The sequence below is a fragment of the Nonomuraea sp. NPDC049784 genome, from assembly GCF_040659615.1.
Classification (GTDB): Bacteria; Actinomycetota; Actinomycetes; order Streptosporangiales; family Streptosporangiaceae; genus Nonomuraea.
Window position 1 is genome coordinate 1 of record NZ_JBFAMX010000025.1, and the last position, 18,217, is coordinate 18,217.

Here is an 18,217-nt window from a genome sequence, read left to right on the forward strand (position 1 = left end):
GCCAGCGGGTGACCCCTGCACCACGGCGCGGGCCCCGCCCGGGTCCGCGCCGGCCCGACCCGCCACACCACGGGAGACCGGATGAGCATCGACCAGCAGGTCACCGACCCGCACATCACCCCCGAGACCGCCGCGCACGTCCTGTTCCACCTCGGCCGCGGCGGATGGCCCGGCTCCACCTTCGTGCAGAAGCTCCTCCAGGCGTTCGACGCCGCCGACGCACTCAACCGAGCCCGGCTGGCCGCCGGGTTCCCCGAGTACGCGGCCGCGTTCGAGCTGGCCAAGTCCACCGACACCGGCATCGCCCTCCTGCGGGCGCGAGCCGACGACGACCACTGACCAACCCTGACCAATGGAAGGCTGACATGAGTCGCCACACCATCCCCACCCCTCCCGGCTCGCCCGAGGGCCGCACCATCACAGTCGGTTGGGACGCACCCCTCGCGACGTTCTGGGCCACGGCGATCGACCCGGCCACCTCCGACGATGAGGAGGAGGCCGAGATCTTCTCTCTCGGAGACACCCCATGCGAGCTCCCCACCGTCGAATCCCTCGACACCGTGCTCCGCGCGCACGGCGTCGAGCTGCCGTTCCCGACCGCGGCCGCGATCGCCATGGACAAGGCGAACGAGGGCGAGAGCTTCGTGGGCAGGCCGGGCTACCAGATCATCACCGAGATGATGCGGTCGCACGTCCCCGCCGACCAGCAGGCGCGCATCGACGCCGCCCTCGAGGGCGGTGCGCAATGAACCGCCACGACAACTTCAAACTGCTGGTGTTCGGGGTTGCCATCCTCGGACTCGTCATCGCTGTCATCGTCGGCGTGGCCAAGCTCAACACCAGCCGCGTGGAGACGATCACCGTCAAGGACAAGGAGCGGGTCTGCGACAACTCCGAGTCGTGCCGCTACCTCATCTGGGACAAGGACGGCGACGTGTACGAGAACACCGACGCCTTCCTGTCCCTCAAGTTCAACAGCTCCGACATCTACGGCGAGCTGGAGGAAGGCCACACGTACCGCGTCAAGGTCAACGGCTGGCGCGTCCAGGTCACCTCGTCCTACCCGAACATCCTGGCCATCGAAGACGAGGTCACGAAGTGAAGATCGAGACCAAGGTCGAGCCGTACCAGAAGTACCTCGTGTTCGGCGTGGCCATCACCTTCGTCGGCGGGCTGATCGTCTTCGGAGGTTGGTGGGCGTTCGTCATCGCCGTCGTCTGCCTAGCCGCCGGGACCATGTTCGGCCTGGTCGTCGGTGTCGTCATGGCGCACCGCGACATCGAGGCTGAGATGACCGCGCTGCGCGCCCAGTACGACGCCGCCTCCGAGCTGGCGTACAAGCTGGCCGGGGAGTGCAACGCCCAGGCCGAGCGCGCCGAGTCGGCCGAGCGTGACCTGATCGCGACGGTCGCCGAGAAGACCTCGCTGCGCGCCCAGCTCGACGGGCTCCAGCCGGACGCCACGGCGTGACCGTGAAGGACATCCTGGCGGCGATCGGCGCGCTCAGCGTGCTGGCCGCCGCCGCGGTGGTCATCCTCGCAGTGATCAGCCACCGGGCTGATCGGAGACGCTCCCGAGGCGACCGAGACCACCGGGCCACCCGGCCGGCTGAGCAGGTCGCCAAGTGCCCCGCACAGTGGTCCGACTTCTGGCGCGACCACGACCTACACAAGACCCTCAGAACCCCGAAGGAATGGAAACCGTGATCCCCTTCCACGTGGTCGGCCTCGACCTTTCCCTCACCGCCACCGGCATGGCCAACGGCCTTGGCTGGTGTGAGAAGGTCGGCCGCGACGGCATCACCAACATGCCCCTGCGCACCAAGTACCGGACGCTCAACGACCTGGCCAGCCGCATCATCGTGATATCCAGCGCCGAGAAGGCTGATCTCGTCCTGGTCGAAAAGCTCGTCTTCAATCGGCAGGACGGCGGCCGCGGCGGCGCAGGTGAGCGCTCCTACCTCTACTACCGGACGATGGGCATCATCGCGGACGCCGGAGTGCCCATCGTCGAGGTCCCGCAAGGCACGCTGAAGACGTACGCGCTTGGCAAGGGCAGCGGCACCAAGGCCCAGGTCGTCGATTCGATCGCCCGCCGCCTGCCGATGTTCATCACGGGCGGCGACGACAACATGGCCGACGCCGCGACGCTCGCCGCACTGGGCGCCGACCACCTCGGCTACCCACTGGCCGACATGCCGAAGGCGCACCGGGCCGCGCTGGACAAGCTGACGTGGCCGGAGGCGACCCGGTGACGGTGACCCGCGACGCGGTCGCTCAAGCCCAGCTCCGTTACCAGCGCAACCGGAGCATCAAGCTGCGCGCCGGAACATGGCGCGGACTGGTGAACGCTGATGACGCCCGCAGGCACGTGCGGAACATACACCGGATGTGGCGGGTCAGCTACCGAGCCCTCGCCGAAGCGGTTGGGCTGCCGAAGTCCACCGTCTCCCACCTCATGGACGGGACGCCCGGCCGCGGGCTCAACCCTCCCGCGAAGATCAGCGCCCGCGTGTCTGACGCGATCCTCGGGTTCGTCGTGGACGACCTGCCCGACCATGTACGGATCAACGCGATCGGCTGCGTACGACGTCTACGGGCACTCGCGGTGGAGGGCTGGTCGATACGGGAGATCGCCGCCCGGGCGGACGTGGACGAGAAACACCTGCTGGTGGTCCGCGCCGGTGATCAGGCCACCATCCATGTAGGCATCGCGCGACGTGTCCACCACGTTGCGGACGAGCTGCACACCCTCGACCCGGCGGAGTACCTCCCGAAGCGCTCAGTTGGTGTCACTCGCTCACACGCGGCCGCCCAAGGGTGGCTCCCAGCAGCAGCGTGGGCGGACGCCATCGACGAGCCCGACGCGAAGCCGTGGACGATGGTCCGCTGCTCCTACCCGACCTGCATTCACGGGTCGAAGGACGAGCGGCTGCTGTGCGCCCGGCACCTCAAGAAGCTCCAGCAGAAGGGCACCCTCGAGGGACTGCGTGTCATGCGGAACCGCGAGGCCCTGATCGAGGACGCCCAGTTCATCCTCGCCACGGACCCGCCGATCAACCCGAAGACCAACGAGATCGACGGGGACCGACTCGCCGAACGGCTCGGCACGACGTGGCAAGCGCTGGAAGTGGCTCTACGACGCTCCCAGATCAACGTGGGCGAGCTGCGAGCATCCGCGTGACCACCAGCCAGTCGAAAGCGGAACCGCTATCAGGTGAGCAATGAGGAGACCAGTCATGACTGACACGGCAACCGACGTCATCTCCGACGCGCTGACGGCGGGCACGCCCACCGCCGACGACATCCTCGACGCGCTCGGCAACGCCGGATACCACGTCATCAAGCCCGAGACCGGGCCGGCCTGGATGCCGGTCACGTCGCGGAGCCTCGCCAAGGTCCAGCAGTGCGCGCAGCTGCTCAACGACGGCAACACGCTGCAGCAGGTCGCGGACGGCATGCGCGTGTCGCCGCGCCAGGTCGAACGGTACAGCGCGGCCGCCCGACACCTCGGCCTGATCGAGCAGAGGCGCTGATGGCACCCGCGTGGCACAAGCAGGCCGCCTGCAAAGACGAGGACTCGGCCCTGTTCTACGGGCCGGGCGAGGACGAACCCCGCGAGACGCCCAAGCAGAAGGAAACCCGCATCGAGCGGGCCAAGGAGATCTGCCGCCGCTGCCCCGTCCGGGACGAATGCCTGGACTTCAACTTGCAGGTCAGCGCAGCGCAGCACGGCGTCGCCGGAGGCCTCGACGAGGACGAACGCAAGTCCTACCGGCGCCGCCAGCAGCGCATATCAGCACGAGAAAGGAACGCGTCATGACCACCAGCGACGCCAGCGAGAAAGCGATACAGGAACTCGCCGCCCGCGCCTACGAACGCGACCACACCGACCCCGATGACCGGGCCAGTACGACCGACTTCGCGTTCGCGTTCGTCACCTGGCTCCGCGCCAACGGATGGGAGCACACCCCGCCGGCCGCCCCCCTCCCGCACCCCGCACCAGGGACCGGGCTGCGTGGCGCCGACCTCGTCCGCCACGTCCTCGCGCAGACCGCCAGCAAGGGAGACCAGTGATGGCCGCTGACCTGAACGACGACGACAAGGCGTTGGTGCCGTTCGACGAGTTCGGTAACCTCCTGCGCGCCGCGTGGACCCCGGAAGGGGAGATCGTGTGGCGCGCTCCGGAGCCGTTCACCGCGCGCCTGCAGCTGTCCCAGTTCGCCCGCGGCCGCGCCGCCGGATACGTGATGTGGCTCGACGACGAGAGCCACATGTTCCCCATGTCCATGACGGAGTTCGTTGAGACCGTCCGGACGGTCGGGGTCGAGCCCGGCGGCTACGCCGAAGCGGAGTGGATCGCGCACCGCCGCGGCGGCGCGTACGGCATCCAGCTGTATATGTCGCGTCGGGAGCGGCGCAGCGTGCGTCGTGGCCATGGCTGAGCAGGTGGTCGCGCAGCCGAACGGGTGCCGCTGGTGCGGCCTCGCGCAGCGGGACCACTTCCAGCGGTGGACTCCCGCAGCCGGCTGGCACGGCTGGACCCCGCCGACGCAAGAGCAGATCAAGCAGCGCATGAAGGGCCGCCGCACCTGGCGGGGCCAGAGCGCATCCCTCGTGATCATCGACGAGGCCATGAATTGGCCGCCATCGGAAGGACCGACTACCTGATGCCCGTCACCGAAGCCCCCTACGACGAGCAGGGCAACCTCATCCACTACCCGAAGACCCGCTACACCTACGCCAACGGCGTTCGTACCGAGATCCCGTACGACTGGCGGCTGAACGAGCCGTTCACCGCCACGTTGAAGGTGACGGGCTTCGAGCGCGGCCGGTCGGCGGCGCGCTTCTTCTGGGCCGACCAGGACGGCCACGAGTTCCCGATGTTCTTGAAGGACCTCGATCAGATGCTCATGACCGCCGACTTTACGCGTGGCACGGTCACCGGCCGGTGGGACGTGGCAAAGCGGGGCGAGAACTACGGGCTGCGCTACCTCGGGCCGGCTGACGACGCCGACCAGGCGCTGCTCGTGACTCGGGCCGAGCTCGTCCACGCGCTTGCCCAGATCGACATCCCCGAGATGCCGCTCCCGGCGGACGGCGTGATCACGCTGTCGGCCGAGTCGCTGGCTGACGCGCTCGTCGAGGCGCTGACCAGCGGGAAGAAGGTGCAGGTCTGATGGCCATCGGAGTGGACTTCGACGGCGTGATCCACGCCTACACGGTCGGCTGGCACGACGGCACGATCTACGACCGTCCGATCCAGGGCGCCCTCGAGGGGCTGCGCGCCCTGATGGAGCACCACCCGGTGTTCATCCACACCAGCCGCAACGCCCGGCAGGTGGCCGAGTGGCTGGCCGGGCACGGCTTCACGTGCTGCGTGGAAGGCACCATCCACGCGCCCATGACGTTCTGGAACGAGCGCGGGCAGCTGCTCGTTACGAACAGGAAGCTCCCGGCGACGGCGTACCTGGACGACCGGGCTGTCCGCTTCACCACCTGGGCGGAAGCGCTGGACAAGCTGCTGAACGGCGCCCGCCGAGACGCAGACCTGCGCGAAGCGTTCAACCGGATCGACGCGCGCCACCAGCCCACCACGACCGAGACGTGGATTCGCTGCCGCGACCATGCCAAGCAGTGGGTGGAGCCTCACCTGAGTCTGTGCCCCATGTGCGCGCCCAGGCCCATCACCGTATGCGCGAACGACGCCTGCCCCACCTGGCCGTGCGCGGACCACCTCGCGCTGCACGGTGAGACCGCCGACACCTGCACCCACAAGGGAGAAAGCCGATGACCACATGGGAGGCGCGCCGCAGGCAACAGCGGAGGTCGGAAGCGATCACGATCGTGACGCTCACCGCCATAGCGACACTCATCGTGGGCGGCGCGGTCGCGATAGGCCTGGCCCAGGACGACGAGGAGACCGTCACAGCCGACTGCGTGGACACCACGTCGATCGCCGCTGACGGCAGCTATCGGGCGGTGGACGACCGGTTCTGCGACGGCGGCTCCCACGCCACCTACATCTACGTGTACGGCGGCTCCTACTCCAGCGGCCGCGTCCACGGAGCCACCATCGTCCGCCCCAGCAACGTCGGAATCACCAGCCGCGGCGGCAAGGTGATCGTGCGCGGAGGCTTGGGCTCGCGCGGTGGGGGCGGCGGCTGATGCTCGAGCACCTGACCACGGGGGAGCGGACACACCTGCGCCACCTGCTCGCCCACATCCTCGACGACGAACGCATCACCCCGGGAGCCGCCGACTACATCCGGCAAGCCTTCCGGGACAAGCTCGAAGAACTCGCCCGGCCACGCCCCCTCACCCTGGTCTACACAGGGTGGCGGGGCGCCGCCCGTCACCGCGTCCGCGACGACCTGGAGGACGTACGGGCCCGCGCCGGCGGCCGCCTCCACGTGATCGTCGGCTACAACCCCGACACCGACGACCCGCCCGGCAGCGACCGGTGGACGTACGAGTGGGCGAACAACACGCCCGGCGTGACCGTCGAAACGCACCCCGCGCCGTGGGACGTCCCCGAACTGTCCCGGGCGGCCGGGCCGTACCGCAACGGCTACATGCTCGGCCTCGCCGTAGGCAGGCCCGGCGACTTCGGGGTCCTCGCCCACCTGAACCCCAAGAGCCGAGGCGCAGCAGGCACCGCAGCGTTCGCCGACTACATGCGCCTTCCCCTCTGGAGGAGACCCGCCACATGACCAGCAAGTCCGACGTCAAGAAACTCGTCGAAGCCGAGACCGAACGCCTGGGCTTCGACATGAAGCTCGCCAACGGCCGGTGGGAGATCACCAACCCCAAGAACGGCCGCACCGGCTCCATCCCGCTGCAGGCCATGGGCCGCGGCCTGGACAACTACAAGACCGAGATCCGCTCCCTGCTGCGTGACCACCCCGCCAAGCCCTCACCCATGGTCGCCGCCACCGACCACGCCACCGAGAAAGACGACAGCATGCCCCGTGACACCTGGTGGAGCGTTGAAGCGCTACTCGCCGCGGCCTACGCGAATGGACTCCGACCGTACGTGTCAGGCGGCATCCTCCACACCCCCGGCCCCGTCGAGGCCAAGCCGTACGCGGACATGCTGCACGCCCGCGAAACCGAAGTGATCCCCTACCTCACCAAATTCGCCACCACCACCGCCACCACTTCCGAAGGAGACACCGACGTGCCGACGATCGGCGAGACCACCAACGTCACCAGGACCAAGCCCCGCGACATCGCCGCCGACGCCGAAGCCCTGTGGGAGCTGCTCCGCGAAGAGGCCCGCAAGCAGGGCGACAAGCAGTTGACCAACGGCAACGTCCCCGGCGTCCAGTGGGTGGGCGCTCTCGCCGACATCATCAAGGCCGCATGCCCCGACTGGGACTCCGTGCACGAGAAGGACGTCCGGCAGTACCTCAACCGGACCGAGCACACCCGCTGCCACCGGCCCCGCGCCACCCCGCCCGTGTGGTGGATCGCGCTGCAGTGGAACAACGGCGGATTGACCGTCACCAAGACCACGCCCAAGCCCAAGCCGGATCCCCGGACCGTCGCGGCCGCGGTCAAGGCCAAGACGACAACACCCGCACCCGAACCCGCCGCGCCGGCCGCCACCGGCGGCGCCGCCCTGCAGGCCCTCATCGCGTTCGAACAGACCGTCCGCCAGGTCGAAGCCAAGCTGGACGAGGCGATCCGCGAACGGGATGAGGCCCGCGCCGAGCTGCAGAAGGTCCGCGCCGACCATGATGACCTCCTCATGGAACTGGAAGACGTCCGGGCCGAGCGGGACCAGGTAAAGTCCGAGCTCAGCGCCATCAACGCCCTGTTCGAGCGGCTCACCGGCGGCAAGAAGTGACGACCACGCCGTCCGGGAAGAGGCAGCGTGTTCCCCAGATCTGACCGAGGGCCATGCCGGGGCACGAAGGACAAGCTGCCGTGCGGGAAGGACGTCTGGTGGACCCGCACCGCCGCCGGCGTGGAGGTCCCCATAAATCTGGCCCCGCACCCGGATGGCAACACCGCCGTGTGGAGGGACGTCCACGGGGTTCTGCGGTCCCAGCGCATCACCCCTGACCTGCTGGCGCTAGTGCCTCACGCGAAGCGGATGACGCGGCACGTAGAAACCTGCACCGGAAAACCGCGCGTCCAAGCGCTGCCGCCGCGGCCGCCCAAGACGTCGCCGCCGGCTGGGCGCCTGTACGAACTGCTCGGTGTCGCCCGCACTGCTACCCAGGACGACATCAAGAGGGCGTACCGGCGGCTGGCGCGCCACCTCCACCCCGACGTCAACCCCGACCCGAAGGTACGGATCAGGTTCCAGGAGATCGGGGAGGCGTACCACGTCCTATCCGACCCCGGCCTGCGACAGCAGTACGACCTGACCGGGCGGCCGCCGAGAGCAAGATGACCGCTGATAGCGGTACCGCTTACGGTTGTGGGACGCCTCTTCCCTCGGTGGCTCCAGCTCCAACTGAACAACCAGCTCGCGAAGGAGAGGCGGCCCGTGCCGTGGGTTCGTGTAGATGACCAGTTCCCGGTCAACCGGAAGGTTCGGCGGCTGTCGGACAAGGCGTTCCGTTTGTACGTGTCCGCGCTGTGCTGGTGCAACGCCAACCTCACGGACGGCCGCATCGCCGAGTCGGAGATCACGTACGTGTCGGACGTGCGGAGCCCGAAACGGTACGCAAACGAGCTGGTTTGCGCTGGACTTTGGGAGCAAAACGACGCAGAAAACGGCGGCGGATGGACCGTCCACGACTACCTCGAATACCAGTCGTCCGCCGAGAAGATCAGAGCGGACCGCGAAGCGAAACGTGCACGTCAAGAGCGGTGGCTGGACAAGAAGCGCGCTGAACGAGACACCGGGGGAGACGCGTCTCAAGACGCGACCGACGACGCGTCGAAAGACGATGCCCCACTCCCATCCCACCCCATCCCAAAGACAAATACATCTAGTCAGTCATCTATCCCGCCGTACCAGGTCGGCCGATCAATCGACGACGACGATGATGATCTTCGTCAAGTGGATGAGATGGTCATGCGCCTACTCGCTCCGCTCGCAGCGCAGCCCATCACCGCCGACTACGCCGCCTGGGTGAGGAAGACGATCCTCGACAAAGGCCGAGGCCGGATCCAGAACAAGACCGCGTACGTCAAGCGGGCCCTGGAGAAAGACCCCCGCCCCTACCTACCGCAGGGGCAGACTGAGACACCCGCACCAGCGGCCGGCCGGTGCCCCACACACCACCAAGACCTGCCCTGCCGAGGCTGCGCAGCCGACGCCAAAGCAAGAAAGGATGAAGCATGACCACAGAAACGCCCTGCCTCTGCGACGGCGACGAAGGGTGGATCGCGCCCTGCCAGACCCACAAGCCCGCCGAATACCAGGCATGGCTCACCCAGCGAGCACCACGACTCGCCGCCGCAGAAGCCGCAGGCGACCCCTTCGTCAAGCAGCTCGAAGACGACCGGCCGCCCGCAGCCGACATCCCCGAATTCCAGCCCCTCCGCGCCGCGCTCACCCCAGCCGCCCGCGAAAACTTCGACCGCGATTGGGACCTGTACACCGACAGCGAGCCTTGGCCCGACGCCTACGAATTCGCGCTCACCGTCCGCGATACCTGGCCCCAGATGGTCCAGCCCGCCGAACGCGACGCACTGCGAACGCAGCTGGCCGACGCCATCCCAGACGGCGACGGCTACCCGTTCGGCGGCGACACCAGCGGATACGAAACCGACGCCTACGACGGGCAGATCAGCGACCCCGCCGAACTCCTCGACGAAGCCGACCAGGTCGCCGAACTCATCCAACGCGCCCAAGCCCTTGAGGTGATGCTGCGACAGCACGCCACGTTGGCGGATAACCCGACCCACTGACCAGCACAAACACCAGGGACGCCCGCGAGGTGAAGGCCTGAAACCACGCGGAAAGTAGCCCCAGAACAGCCAAAACGCCCCGGAAACCCATCAGCACGAGCCGAGCACACCTCCTCGTCGCTGATGGGTTTTCTCGTGCCTCCAAACGCACCATGAAGCATCTGACGCACCATGCGTGATGCGACGCACCGTCTAGGAAGCGCTGAGCTTAACGGAGAGACGCGCACAGGTGCAGACTGGTATGTAGGAGTACCCCCAGGAGATCAACCGCTCTACGTCGATCTCAGAGCGTTCTAGCGATGAAAGCAAGATCATCGAGAATCGGGGGCTGGGCAACTGGTCGCTCGCCGGTGAACCTGGCGAATTGGTGCCAATGCAGATGATCAGCCTGACTGACGACTTATCGAACACATACTCGATTTTTGCCTCGGCCAGCCCCTGTTCGATCCGAACATAAGTACGAAAACTGGCATGCCCTGACTCGGAATTATGCCTTTACCAGGCACAACATACGTAATCAGTCCGTTACCAGACCGCCGGAAAACCGTTACCAAATCTGGTGCACTTCATGTCTTGTTCGGTCTAGGTTTATCATCATGCAGACACGAACGAGCGAGCGAGCAGCGTGGATGGCCGCCGGTGCGGCCGCTGCGCTACTTGCCGCGTACACACTGACGGGAGGCGGCATGACCAGCGCTCATCTGGTCGCCGCCGATCCCGTCGCGACCGTGACCGTTAGCGGTCCGCCCGGACCTCCCGGCCCGCAAGGTGCCCCCGGTCCCCAGGGCGAGCCCGGACCGCAGGGCATGCCTGGCCCGACCGGTCCCCCCGGCCCGCAGGGCGCGCCCGGACCAAAGGGCGACGTCGGACCGGAGGGCGACGTTGGACCTCAGGGCATCCAAGGCGAGCCCGGACCGGCAGGAGTGAGCCCCGGACCCCAGGGCGAGCCCGGTCCGAAGGGCGACAAGGGCGACGCCGGACCTCAGGGCCCACAGGGCGAGCCCGGACCATCCGGACCGCCCGGACCCCAAGGCGAGCCCGGCAAGGACGGCAAGGACGGCGACAAGGGCGACGCCGGACCGTCCGGCAAGCCCGGCACCGATGGGAGCCAGGGACCGACAGGCCCCGCCGGTACCGGCGAACCCGGACCGATCGGTGCCGCAGGCCCCGCCGGTAGGGACGGCAGCCCAGGACCGTCCGGCAAGCCCGGTCCGACCGGTACTCCCGGACCCAAGGGCGACCAGGGCGAGCCTGGCCAGACCGGCGAGCCTGGCCAGATCGACGCGGCCAACACGTCCACCGAAACGCCCGCGCTGGTGTGGTGGATCTGGTGGGCCGTGATGCTCTCAGCCGCCGCCGTCTGTGTCGCTCTGCTGATCAAGCACCGACGCAGACAGCGCCGCCACGCTGATAGCGGACCCCCTACCAGCACCGTCGATAGCGAACCCGCTATCGACGACACGCAGCAGCTCTAACCCAACCGCCCGCCCGGACCGTCTGGGCGGGCACCCAACCCCGGAAAGGGCAGATCAATGCAGCTCAACACCAACCCCGCCGCACTGTTCGACGCGATCGAGTCGCTGAACGTCGCCTACCCGAAGACCTTCACCCGGATGGGCATCAGCCGCCCCATCGGCTTCGTCGTGCTGGGGCTGGCCGCTACCGGCCGCCTTGACGAGCTGGCCAAGTCCGAGAACGAGGGCAGCACGGCAGACCGGATCATCACCGGCGACGAGCTGAAGGACCTTCCCGCCGAGTGCATCGCCACGCGCGGCACCGGCAAGAGCGCGGTCAAGTTCTCCACGTTCGCGCTGGTCGGCATGCACGTCGGTGCGCAGGTTGGTTTCGGTACGGCGACCTTGACCGAGCTTGGCAAGGTCCCCGGCACGTCCGCCAGCCAGGTTCAGAAGCTGTTGGCCGAGCTTCCGAGCATGGCCGAGTACCGCAAGGAGATCGAGGCCCGCCGCAAGGCCGCAGCCAAGCGCGCCGCCGACGTGGCCGCCGTGCGGCTCGTGTGGAAGTTCGCCGAGAAGTTCAAGGCCCCGCACACGGCCGACACCTACGACGAGGTCATGGCGGACCGCGACCTGACATGGGAGCAGGTCAGCGAGATCATCGCGGCCCTCACCAAGGAGGGCGACGCCAAGACGGACGCGGAGGCCGCCGACGAGGCCGCCGACGCCGACGAGGTCAAGGCCGACGCCTAGCAGCACCCGGGGCCCCGTGACGCCACCACGGGGCCCCGGTCCCCACCCCGACCCCCACACCGACACCACAGACGCCGTAGGAGGCCCTAGCCATGATCCGCCGAGAGCAAGCCGAAGTCGCCCGTGACCACGCGCTGAGCGCGCGTAGGTCGGTTGCCGACCACGCGGTCAGGTGCCGTAAGTGCACCGACGAGCCGATCCCGTGCGAGCTGGGCAGCATGCTGCAGCGCGGCGCGGGCAAGATCTGCCGGGAGTCTGCCGACGCCCTAGCGGCCTACCTCCCGCAGGGTACGGAGGTCACCTATCAGGGCGACCGGCAGGACTACCGGGGGCGCGTGTTCACTGTCGCCGGACTGTCCCCCCGCAACCCGTGGAACGGCTACATCCTGCGGGGGCGCGACGTCCGCCCGTTCTTCGCCACGCTGCCGAGCGTGCAGCCGAGCAGCCGGGAGGCCCGGCAGCGTGAGCAGTTCGACACCGTCAAGCGCGCGGTTGAGCAGTGCTGTGCCGTGCTCGCGCAGCAGCGCGTCATGGTCGATGTGAAGGCGGAGCGAAGCGACATCGGCACCGTGCTTGTGACCTGGAGTAGCGCCGCGTTCATCGCTGCGGAGGGTCGCGCCGAGCAGGAGAGCGCCACGCAGGCTGGACAGTACATCGCCGCAGCGCTTTACCTCTTGCAGGCCCTACGCGCGCACACGATGCGGAAGGAGTGGCACGAGGTAGCGCGCGACGTGCACAGCGCGGGCAGGCTTGCCGAACGCGCGAAGGTTCGCGTGTAGCGCGACGCGCCGACCAGCGCCGGACCGCACACGCGGACCGGCGCTTTCGGCACCCCCCGGGGGGTATCCCGGTTCGGGGCCGGCCAGGGCTGCATGCGCCTCCGTACCTGCGCAAACGAGTTGATCTTGTAGTGTTGTGGGGATTCTTCGACCGGTCGGGGGTGCCATGTCTGGTCTTGCTTCTGGTGTGTCGGTGGTGCGGGGCGCTTGTGTTGGTCCGTGTAATGGCAGGTCGCGGCGTGCGTGGGCTGCTTTTGAGGCGGCGCGGGCGGAGCATGCGGATCTGGTGGATGAGTGGGTGAAGCGCGGCGAGGAGGGGGAGCCGCCGGAGGAGCCGGAGGTTCCGGAGGTGAGGTGGCGGCCGGGGGAGCCGTTGGTGTGCGGGACGTGCCGGGCGACGGTGCGGGCTGCGCTGTTGGAGGTGGACACGTTCGCTGCGCAGCTCGCCAGGGAGGTGGATGGGTTTCGTCCGCCGTCGAAGTGGTCGCGGGTGTCGGGGTCGCGGCCGAAGCCTGCAGTGTCTCCGGTGGGGGAGCTGCTGGAGAAGCTGACGGGCAGGCTGCTGGAATTCGAGGACGAGGCGCGCGATCTCCTGGGCGGGGCGGGGCGTCTGGTTGGCGCTCGGTCGGCGGTTGCTCGGTCACGGGCGGCGGCGTGGCTGGTGGAGCGTCTCGATTCGGTGTTGGCGCACGAGGACCTGGTGGGCCTGGTGGATTTCGCTTTGTCGTGGCGGATGCTGCTCGAACGGATGGTGGGGGATGAGCCGCCTGCGTGGACGCCGGCGCGCTGCCGGTGTGGTGAGCGGTCGTTCCGCTGGGACGTGAAAGCGGGCTTCTACGTGTGTGCCGCGTGTGGGGCGCACGTTTCGGAGGGGGAGGCGTCGGCGCGGGTGGAGGGGGAGGTGGAGCTCCGCGCGGTCGCGCGCTAAGTCAACCAGCTCCTGAAGAGTGGCGGCTGGCGGAGCCTCGCTCGTGCTCCACTGGTGAGATGGGGAACGCTCTAGCAAGTCTGATTGCGATCGCTGGCACGTTGTTAGGCGCTTCGGCCACCTATGTTTTCCAGCTACGTACCGCCCGGCAGGCAAGGCGGCATGCGTGGGAGGAGCGCTTGTGGCAGGAACGGCTAGCTACCTACGCCGCGTTCGCCGATGCCCTAACGGCGTATCGCTATAGTCAAAACGATCGGTGGCATCGGCACAGGGAGGATCCTGACGGGCCGACCGATGTGGCGGCACGTGATGTCTCGTTCGCGCGGCGAGCGAGCGCCAAGTCTGCGCTGTTCAGACTCCAGCTTGTCACGGCAGACTCGGCGCTGAATCACCTAGCCACCCAGGCGCTAGATGCCGCGTGGAAGATCTATTCCTCGGCAGATCATGCGGAGCTAAACGCTCGCCGTGACCAAGCACTCAGCGCTCTGGAAGAGTTCATGAATGCAGCCTCGCAACAGGTGCTAGAGGCGGTCGCGCGAGGGCAAGCCCAGCGTGCAAGCCTTTACCTCTCCCCGTGATGCTGCGAAGGGGAGGCATCGACCAGGACACGAGGGCTCCCCTTCCGTCCGCCGCTAATAGCGGTTCCGCTGTCGAATTGCGTCTGGGTGCGGGGTGTGTAACACTTTCGGGCGACGGAGAGACGTGTGCCCTCGGACTGATCATGGTTCGGGGGCTTTTGCTTTTCAGGGGGTGTTGATGTCCCCTGCGACGGCGAAGACCGCTGCTGTCCGGCTGGGCCGGGAGGCGGTGACGATCCGGCAGTGGGCGCGCCGATACGGCGTGCGGGTGCTGGGGAAGTCGGGCCGCGAGGTCGTGTACGACTTCGCCGACTTGGCGACGGTCGAGGGCTGTATCTGGCGGGGCGACGAAGTGCCCGAGACGCCGGAGGGCCGGGATGCGTTGCGGGCTCGGCTGGCGGCGGCTGCGTGAGAGCAATCAGACAGGGGTGGCTGTGATGGTTCGGAAGTATCAGCGGGTGGCGGGCGAGGAGCGCGAGGCGCTAAAGGCGGAGCTGAAGCGCCGATACCTGGACGGGGAGTCGATCCGGGGGCTGTCGATCTCGACGGGCCGCTCGTACGGGTTCGTTCACCGGCTGCTGGAGGAGGCGGGGGCGCCGCTGCGGCCGCGGGGCGGCAACCAGCGGCCGGCCCCCGCCGCTGGTTAGGGGACGAGCAGGTTGATGGCGACGCCGATCGGAATTGACACCAGGATGCCGAGACCGAAGAACATCCACTGTTGACGCCGCTCGGCGCGGATGGTGGCTTGAGTCTCGCCGACGAGGATCGTGCGAATCTTCTCCGCCTGGTCCTCGTCGATTTCCAGGAGTCGCTGCTGTTCTTCGGCCTGAGCGATAAGTCTTTCACGGGCGGCTTGTTGAGAGGCAAGGTCGCGCTGCAGGTCGGCCATGAGGGTGGCGGCTTCGGCGAACGCCTTGTTGACGAGCTCGATGCGGCGCTGGAGGGCTTCGCTGGAGACTTCCCCTGCTTGCGCGAGCCGTCGCTCTGTGTCGCGTCTCTCAATCAACATGGCGAAGACGATCAAAGGCAGGGCGAGCAGGACTGGGAGGAGAACCAGGTCCCACGGTGGCTTGCCGTTGACTTTAACGAGCGCCATGATCAGCCCAGCTCCCGTGAGGAGGAGGGTGGCGGTAGCGACGAGTCCAAAAGCGATGCGGTTGGGCCTCCGGGAGTTCACTCGCCTATTTGATCGTGGCGTGGTGAGCCTGTGTCGGCTTGTGATCAGATCGCTATCTGTCTTCCTGGACTCTTGCAATTGTGTCTCTTGGGCTGACAGTCATGATCGTTAATAGCGGAACATAATCCAAGTTATGTTCCGCTCTGTGTGGTACCGTCGCGAGTGATCCACTTCCCTCGCGAAAGGTGCTCTCATGAGCGACCACAGCAGCGACCGGCTCCACCCGGCCGCCGCGCCCGCCCCCATCTGTGCTCGACTGCTGCCCGTGCGGCCCACGGCCGAGGAGTTACCGCGGCACCTGGAGGCCAGCCCCGACTGGGTCCGGTCCACCGAGGACGACGAGCCGGGCCACCCATACGACATCTGGCGGTACCTCCACGTCGCGGGCATCCTGGCCGTCCTCATCAAGGTCCCCCACATCGACGCTGACCTCGACCCCCAGACGGAGAAGGTCCTCCTGACGGAGGCTGCGCACGCAGTCAACGCCGCGGCACTCGGTCTGTACCCCGGGACCAACAGCCCGGACGCGGTCGCGCGCCTGACGCGGCTTGCGCTGCTCACCGGGAATGGCACCAACCCGCCGATGGACTACCTACACAGCATCGCCGTGGGCGAAGCGAGTGAGGAGAGGTGACGGCCGAGCTGGTTGAGGCGCCGCGCGGCGACCTCGCGCTCCCTCTCGACCTCCCGCCGATCATCCTCGACCTGACGCGGGCGTGGCTGTGGTCGTTCGACTCGAAGAACACGCGCGAGGCGTACGAGCGGAACATCCGGCGGTGGTTCGCGTTCTGCGCGGAGACTGGCCTGGATCCGATGGCGGCACGTAAGCCGCACGGCGACGTGTTCTCGCGGTGGTTCCAGGAAACGGCCCGGCGGCCGCCGAAGCCGAAGACGGTCGCTCAGGTGCTGGCGTCGGTGTCGTCCTGGTACGACTACCTGCACGAGGCCGAGGCGATCGAGGCGAACCGTTTCAAGAAGACGAAGCGGCCGAAGATCCCGCGCAAGCACTCCGAGACGATCGCTCTGACCAAGGCGGATGCTCGGGCGTTGCTGCGCGCGGCCGACGCCGACCACGGGCGGGAGCGTCTGCGTACTGCGGCGCTGATCCGTCTGCTGCTGCAGGTGGGTGTCCGCATCTCGGAGGCGGTGAACGCGCAGATCGACGACCTGGCGTTCGCGCGCGGGTATCGGACGCTGCGCGTCACTGCGAAGGGTGAGAAGCCGCTGATCCGACGGTTGCCGGTGGAGACGACACACGCGCTGGACGCTTACCTGTTGGAGCGGGCGCGCCTCGAGGGAGTGGAACTGCGGGACCTGCGGGGCCCGCTGTTCGCGACCTCGTCGGGCCGGCCCTGGGACAGGTCGAAGGCGTTTGAGCTGGTGCAGCGGATCGCCCGGCAGGCCGGGATCGAATCGAAGGTGACGCCGCACACGCTGCGGCACACCTACGCGTCACTGGCCGAGGAGGCCGGGGCTACGATGCGGGAGATTCAGCTGGACTTGGGGCACGCGGACGTCTCGACGACGGAGATCTACGTGCATAGCCGGGATCGGCTGGAGAAGGACACGTCGCAGCTCGTGGCGTCCGTAATCGAATGACCGAGCACGTCTACACGAGAGGCGGGGCACCAGGCTCAGCCGCTGGCGGTACAGCAGGCGCCTGAGCGGTGGCGTAAGCCTTCTGAACGGCCTTGACGTCGGCGGCGGCCGACTCGCGGAGCACGAAAATCTTCACGAGCACCAGCAAGCTGGGGCCCATGAACGCCGCCGCGAGCCACGGCTGATTGTTGACCCCGAGCACCACAGCGCCCGCGAGCATGCCGACAGCCAGCACGAGACCTGTGATCAGGCCCGTCATCTGAAGACGGTGATTGCGGCGATCGGCTTTCTCCTGGGTCTCAGCGGCGAGCTGCGCCATGCGGTAGGCGTGCTCACGGGCAAGCTGCGGGTTGAGCGCCTTTAGCGCAGCAGAGAGATGCTCGGACGGAAGCTCTGCCCACCGCATGGCGATCTCCAGCCCAGTGAGGGGCTGCTGCTCCTGGTTAGGAATCATTCGGCAGCTCCCCCGCCTCCGTGAAGTAGTGGTGCGCGCTCGGTACGGAGATGATCAGGCGGCGGACCGAGCCGTCGGAAGAGCGCATCGAGTCCTTCGACGAGGTTGCTTGCCGCGCCAGGTGTGTGTTCGTCGGCGCTCACGTCGATCAGGTCGATTTCTGGGAGCGGTTGTTCGTCGCTCGCCCCAGGGTCCTCCTGGAAGAAGGCGTCGCACATTCTGCCGAGAGAGCGGGCATAGGTGACGTCGCTGTGGGACATCAGGGTGAAGTGCCAGCCCTTGGCGCCTTTGATTAGACGAAGGCCAAGCGCTTCCAGGTCGGTACCAGCGATGATCTTGAATGCAACAGGTGATGGAATCGCGCTAGGTGGATCGCGCAGAGCCGCCAGCAGGGCCTTCGCTGCATCGGGTGGAGACTCGGCCCGCCTTGGCGGCGAGAAGAGGCTCCGGATCCGTTGGGCGAGCCTTGTCAGCTTGCCTCGCCGCTGTGGCGGCAGGTCGTGTTCTCGCCGGTAGGGCACCTGGTGTCCTCTGTATCGACGGGTTGGATCAAGATTGGCAGACTAGCGTCCGGCACCGACAAATTTTGGCCATCTGGCTAGCGCGGAACGAGGGTTGCATCG

31 protein-coding genes are annotated in these 18,217 nt (G+C 67.6%); 28 read left to right on the forward strand and 3 right to left on the reverse strand.

The window, feature by feature from the left end; genetic code table 11:
• The first annotated feature begins 81 nt into the window (after nucleotides 1-81).
• From AB0J09_RS09045 to AB0J09_RS09170, 26 genes are all read left to right on the forward strand, one after another.
• On the forward strand, nucleotides 82-339 hold the full coding sequence (locus AB0J09_RS09045) for a hypothetical protein (RefSeq protein WP_360687512.1): 258 nt from the start codon (nucleotides 82-84) through the stop codon (nucleotides 337-339).
• Nucleotides 340-365: 26 nt separating this feature from the next.
• Nucleotides 366-749 carry a hypothetical protein gene (locus AB0J09_RS09050; RefSeq protein ID WP_360687515.1) on the forward strand — a complete coding sequence of 128 codons (384 nt, stop codon included), beginning with the start codon at nucleotides 366-368 and terminating at the stop codon, nucleotides 747-749.
• The gene (locus AB0J09_RS09055; protein ID WP_360687518.1) at nucleotides 746-1,102 is read left to right on the forward strand and encodes a hypothetical protein; all 357 of its coding nucleotides are present in this window, start codon (nucleotides 746-748) and stop codon (nucleotides 1,100-1,102) included. Before AB0J09_RS09050 ends, AB0J09_RS09055 begins: the two co-directional genes overlap by 4 nt.
• The gene (locus AB0J09_RS09060; protein WP_360687521.1) at nucleotides 1,099-1,470 is read left to right on the forward strand and encodes a hypothetical protein; all 372 of its coding nucleotides are present in this window, start codon (nucleotides 1,099-1,101) and stop codon (nucleotides 1,468-1,470) included. Before AB0J09_RS09055 ends, AB0J09_RS09060 begins: the two co-directional genes overlap by 4 nt.
• Nucleotides 1,467-1,706, forward strand: coding sequence for a hypothetical protein (locus AB0J09_RS09065; protein WP_360687524.1), 240 nt, complete (start codon nucleotides 1,467-1,469; stop codon nucleotides 1,704-1,706). The genes AB0J09_RS09060 and AB0J09_RS09065 overlap by 4 nt, the downstream gene beginning before the upstream one ends.
• Nucleotides 1,703-2,254, forward strand: a complete 552-nt coding sequence (locus tag AB0J09_RS09070) for a hypothetical protein (RefSeq protein ID WP_360687527.1) — start codon at nucleotides 1,703-1,705, stop codon at nucleotides 2,252-2,254. The genes AB0J09_RS09065 and AB0J09_RS09070 overlap by 4 nt, the downstream gene beginning before the upstream one ends.
• Entirely contained in the window at nucleotides 2,251-3,183 is a 933-nt protein-coding gene (locus AB0J09_RS09075) for a hypothetical protein (RefSeq protein WP_360687530.1), read from the forward strand. The genes AB0J09_RS09070 and AB0J09_RS09075 overlap by 4 nt, the downstream gene beginning before the upstream one ends.
• 55 nt (nucleotides 3,184-3,238) lie before the next feature.
• Nucleotides 3,239-3,535: a hypothetical protein gene (locus tag AB0J09_RS09080; protein ID WP_360687533.1), complete on the forward strand. Its 297-nt coding sequence runs from the start codon at nucleotides 3,239-3,241 to the stop codon at nucleotides 3,533-3,535.
• Nucleotides 3,535-3,822 carry a WhiB family transcriptional regulator gene (locus AB0J09_RS09085; protein ID WP_360687536.1) on the forward strand — a complete coding sequence of 96 codons (288 nt, stop codon included), beginning with the start codon at nucleotides 3,535-3,537 and terminating at the stop codon, nucleotides 3,820-3,822. The genes AB0J09_RS09080 and AB0J09_RS09085 overlap by 1 nt, the downstream gene beginning before the upstream one ends.
• Nucleotides 3,819-4,076, forward strand: a complete 258-nt coding sequence (locus tag AB0J09_RS09090) for a hypothetical protein (protein WP_360687539.1) — start codon at nucleotides 3,819-3,821, stop codon at nucleotides 4,074-4,076. The genes AB0J09_RS09085 and AB0J09_RS09090 overlap by 4 nt, the downstream gene beginning before the upstream one ends.
• The gene (locus AB0J09_RS09095) at nucleotides 4,076-4,444 is read left to right on the forward strand and encodes a hypothetical protein (RefSeq protein WP_360687542.1); all 369 of its coding nucleotides are present in this window, start codon (nucleotides 4,076-4,078) and stop codon (nucleotides 4,442-4,444) included. Before AB0J09_RS09090 ends, AB0J09_RS09095 begins: the two co-directional genes overlap by 1 nt.
• The gene (locus tag AB0J09_RS09100) at nucleotides 4,437-4,670 is read left to right on the forward strand and encodes a hypothetical protein (protein ID WP_360687545.1); all 234 of its coding nucleotides are present in this window, start codon (nucleotides 4,437-4,439) and stop codon (nucleotides 4,668-4,670) included. Before AB0J09_RS09095 ends, AB0J09_RS09100 begins: the two co-directional genes overlap by 8 nt.
• Nucleotides 4,670-5,179, forward strand: a complete 510-nt coding sequence (locus AB0J09_RS09105; protein ID WP_360687548.1) for a hypothetical protein — start codon at nucleotides 4,670-4,672, stop codon at nucleotides 5,177-5,179. The genes AB0J09_RS09100 and AB0J09_RS09105 overlap by 1 nt, the downstream gene beginning before the upstream one ends.
• On the forward strand, nucleotides 5,179-5,793 hold the full coding sequence (locus AB0J09_RS09110; RefSeq protein WP_360687551.1) for a hypothetical protein: 615 nt from the start codon (nucleotides 5,179-5,181) through the stop codon (nucleotides 5,791-5,793). Before AB0J09_RS09105 ends, AB0J09_RS09110 begins: the two co-directional genes overlap by 1 nt.
• Nucleotides 5,790-6,167, forward strand: a complete 378-nt coding sequence (locus AB0J09_RS09115; RefSeq protein WP_360687554.1) for a hypothetical protein — start codon at nucleotides 5,790-5,792, stop codon at nucleotides 6,165-6,167. The genes AB0J09_RS09110 and AB0J09_RS09115 overlap by 4 nt, the downstream gene beginning before the upstream one ends.
• Nucleotides 6,167-6,712: a hypothetical protein gene (locus AB0J09_RS09120; RefSeq protein WP_360687557.1), complete on the forward strand. Its 546-nt coding sequence runs from the start codon at nucleotides 6,167-6,169 to the stop codon at nucleotides 6,710-6,712. The genes AB0J09_RS09115 and AB0J09_RS09120 overlap by 1 nt, the downstream gene beginning before the upstream one ends.
• A complete protein-coding gene (locus AB0J09_RS09125; protein WP_360687560.1) occupies nucleotides 6,709-7,851 on the forward strand; it encodes a hypothetical protein in 1,143 nt (380 codons plus the stop codon). The genes AB0J09_RS09120 and AB0J09_RS09125 overlap by 4 nt, the downstream gene beginning before the upstream one ends.
• Nucleotides 7,852-7,878: 27 nt before the next feature.
• Nucleotides 7,879-8,403, forward strand: a complete 525-nt coding sequence (locus AB0J09_RS09130) for a J domain-containing protein (RefSeq protein WP_360687564.1) — start codon at nucleotides 7,879-7,881, stop codon at nucleotides 8,401-8,403.
• A 96-nt stretch (nucleotides 8,404-8,499) separates the two neighbouring features.
• A complete protein-coding gene (locus AB0J09_RS09135; protein WP_360687567.1) occupies nucleotides 8,500-9,303 on the forward strand; it encodes a hypothetical protein in 804 nt (267 codons plus the stop codon).
• Nucleotides 9,300-9,872, forward strand: a complete 573-nt coding sequence (locus AB0J09_RS09140) for a hypothetical protein (RefSeq protein WP_360687570.1) — start codon at nucleotides 9,300-9,302, stop codon at nucleotides 9,870-9,872. The genes AB0J09_RS09135 and AB0J09_RS09140 overlap by 4 nt, the downstream gene beginning before the upstream one ends.
• A gap of 596 nt (nucleotides 9,873-10,468) precedes the next feature.
• Nucleotides 10,469-11,347 (forward strand): hypothetical protein, encoded by an 879-nt coding sequence (locus AB0J09_RS09145; RefSeq protein WP_360687573.1) that lies wholly within the window; start codon nucleotides 10,469-10,471, stop codon nucleotides 11,345-11,347.
• 57 nt (nucleotides 11,348-11,404) lie between these two features.
• The gene (locus AB0J09_RS09150; RefSeq protein ID WP_360687576.1) at nucleotides 11,405-12,079 is read left to right on the forward strand and encodes a hypothetical protein; all 675 of its coding nucleotides are present in this window, start codon (nucleotides 11,405-11,407) and stop codon (nucleotides 12,077-12,079) included.
• 92 nt (nucleotides 12,080-12,171) lie between these two features.
• A complete protein-coding gene (locus AB0J09_RS09155) occupies nucleotides 12,172-12,858 on the forward strand; it encodes a hypothetical protein (RefSeq protein ID WP_360687579.1) in 687 nt (228 codons plus the stop codon).
• Nucleotides 12,859-13,384: 526 nt separating this feature from the next.
• A complete protein-coding gene (locus tag AB0J09_RS09160; RefSeq protein ID WP_360687582.1) occupies nucleotides 13,385-13,786 on the forward strand; it encodes a hypothetical protein in 402 nt (133 codons plus the stop codon).
• A 756-nt stretch (nucleotides 13,787-14,542) separates the two neighbouring features.
• A complete protein-coding gene (locus AB0J09_RS09165) occupies nucleotides 14,543-14,776 on the forward strand; it encodes a hypothetical protein (RefSeq protein WP_360687585.1) in 234 nt (77 codons plus the stop codon).
• 16 nt (nucleotides 14,777-14,792) lie between these two features.
• Nucleotides 14,793-15,011 (forward strand): helix-turn-helix domain-containing protein, encoded by a 219-nt coding sequence (locus tag AB0J09_RS09170; protein WP_360687588.1) that lies wholly within the window; start codon nucleotides 14,793-14,795, stop codon nucleotides 15,009-15,011.
• Here AB0J09_RS09170 and AB0J09_RS09175 read toward each other — a convergent pair.
• Nucleotides 15,008-15,460, reverse strand: coding sequence for a hypothetical protein (locus AB0J09_RS09175; protein ID WP_360687591.1), 453 nt, complete (start codon nucleotides 15,458-15,460; stop codon nucleotides 15,008-15,010). The two genes, AB0J09_RS09170 and AB0J09_RS09175, sit on opposite strands and share 4 nt — an antisense overlap.
• Before the next feature lie 274 nt (nucleotides 15,461-15,734).
• Between AB0J09_RS09175 and AB0J09_RS09180 the strand changes: the two genes are divergently transcribed.
• Nucleotides 15,735-16,175, forward strand: a complete 441-nt coding sequence (locus AB0J09_RS09180; RefSeq protein ID WP_360687594.1) for a hypothetical protein — start codon at nucleotides 15,735-15,737, stop codon at nucleotides 16,173-16,175.
• On the forward strand, nucleotides 16,172-17,140 hold the full coding sequence (locus AB0J09_RS09185; RefSeq protein WP_360687597.1) for a tyrosine-type recombinase/integrase: 969 nt from the start codon (nucleotides 16,172-16,174) through the stop codon (nucleotides 17,138-17,140). The genes AB0J09_RS09180 and AB0J09_RS09185 overlap by 4 nt, the downstream gene beginning before the upstream one ends.
• A gap of 10 nt (nucleotides 17,141-17,150) precedes the next feature.
• Here AB0J09_RS09185 and AB0J09_RS09190 read toward each other — a convergent pair whose 3' ends face one another.
• Both AB0J09_RS09190 and AB0J09_RS09195 read right to left on the reverse strand, forming a co-directional pair.
• Nucleotides 17,151-17,594 (reverse strand): hypothetical protein, encoded by a 444-nt coding sequence (locus AB0J09_RS09190; RefSeq protein WP_360687600.1) that lies wholly within the window; start codon nucleotides 17,592-17,594, stop codon nucleotides 17,151-17,153.
• A complete protein-coding gene (locus AB0J09_RS09195) occupies nucleotides 17,591-18,115 on the reverse strand; it encodes a hypothetical protein (RefSeq protein ID WP_360687603.1) in 525 nt (174 codons plus the stop codon). Before AB0J09_RS09195 ends, AB0J09_RS09190 begins: the two co-directional genes overlap by 4 nt.
• Nucleotides 18,116-18,217: the final 102 nt, after the last annotated feature.

Excerpts from the sequence above, each read along its gene's own strand:
- AB0J09_RS09045 (WP_360687512.1), top strand. The coding sequence starts at position 82 with ATGAGCATCGACCAGCAGGTCACCGACCCGCACATCACCCCCGAGACC.
- AB0J09_RS09050 (WP_360687515.1), top strand. The coding sequence starts at position 366 with ATGAGTCGCCACACCATCCCCACCCCTCCCGGCTCGCCCGAGGGCCGC.
- AB0J09_RS09055 (WP_360687518.1), top strand. The coding sequence starts at position 746 with ATGAACCGCCACGACAACTTCAAACTGCTGGTGTTCGGGGTTGCCATC.
- AB0J09_RS09080 (WP_360687533.1), top strand. The coding sequence starts at position 3,239 with ATGACTGACACGGCAACCGACGTCATCTCCGACGCGCTGACGGCGGGC.
- AB0J09_RS09085 (WP_360687536.1), top strand. The coding sequence starts at position 3,535 with ATGGCACCCGCGTGGCACAAGCAGGCCGCCTGCAAAGACGAGGACTCG.
- AB0J09_RS09090 (WP_360687539.1), top strand. The coding sequence starts at position 3,819 with ATGACCACCAGCGACGCCAGCGAGAAAGCGATACAGGAACTCGCCGCC.
- AB0J09_RS09095 (WP_360687542.1), top strand. The coding sequence starts at position 4,076 with ATGGCCGCTGACCTGAACGACGACGACAAGGCGTTGGTGCCGTTCGAC.
- AB0J09_RS09100 (WP_360687545.1), top strand. The coding sequence starts at position 4,437 with ATGGCTGAGCAGGTGGTCGCGCAGCCGAACGGGTGCCGCTGGTGCGGC.
- AB0J09_RS09105 (WP_360687548.1), top strand. The coding sequence starts at position 4,670 with ATGCCCGTCACCGAAGCCCCCTACGACGAGCAGGGCAACCTCATCCAC.
- AB0J09_RS09110 (WP_360687551.1), top strand. The coding sequence starts at position 5,179 with ATGGCCATCGGAGTGGACTTCGACGGCGTGATCCACGCCTACACGGTC.
- AB0J09_RS09115 (WP_360687554.1), top strand. The coding sequence starts at position 5,790 with ATGACCACATGGGAGGCGCGCCGCAGGCAACAGCGGAGGTCGGAAGCG.
- AB0J09_RS09120 (WP_360687557.1), top strand. The coding sequence starts at position 6,167 with ATGCTCGAGCACCTGACCACGGGGGAGCGGACACACCTGCGCCACCTG.
- AB0J09_RS09125 (WP_360687560.1), top strand. The coding sequence starts at position 6,709 with ATGACCAGCAAGTCCGACGTCAAGAAACTCGTCGAAGCCGAGACCGAA.
- AB0J09_RS09140 (WP_360687570.1), top strand. The coding sequence starts at position 9,300 with ATGACCACAGAAACGCCCTGCCTCTGCGACGGCGACGAAGGGTGGATC.
- AB0J09_RS09145 (WP_360687573.1), top strand. The coding sequence starts at position 10,469 with ATGCAGACACGAACGAGCGAGCGAGCAGCGTGGATGGCCGCCGGTGCG.
- AB0J09_RS09150 (WP_360687576.1), top strand. The coding sequence starts at position 11,405 with ATGCAGCTCAACACCAACCCCGCCGCACTGTTCGACGCGATCGAGTCG.
- AB0J09_RS09155 (WP_360687579.1), top strand. The coding sequence starts at position 12,172 with ATGATCCGCCGAGAGCAAGCCGAAGTCGCCCGTGACCACGCGCTGAGC.
- AB0J09_RS09165 (WP_360687585.1), top strand. The coding sequence starts at position 14,543 with ATGTCCCCTGCGACGGCGAAGACCGCTGCTGTCCGGCTGGGCCGGGAG.
- AB0J09_RS09175 (WP_360687591.1), bottom strand. The coding sequence starts at position 15,460 with ATGGCGCTCGTTAAAGTCAACGGCAAGCCACCGTGGGACCTGGTTCTC.
- AB0J09_RS09180 (WP_360687594.1), top strand. The coding sequence starts at position 15,735 with ATGAGCGACCACAGCAGCGACCGGCTCCACCCGGCCGCCGCGCCCGCC.
- AB0J09_RS09190 (WP_360687600.1), bottom strand. The coding sequence starts at position 17,594 with ATGATTCCTAACCAGGAGCAGCAGCCCCTCACTGGGCTGGAGATCGCC.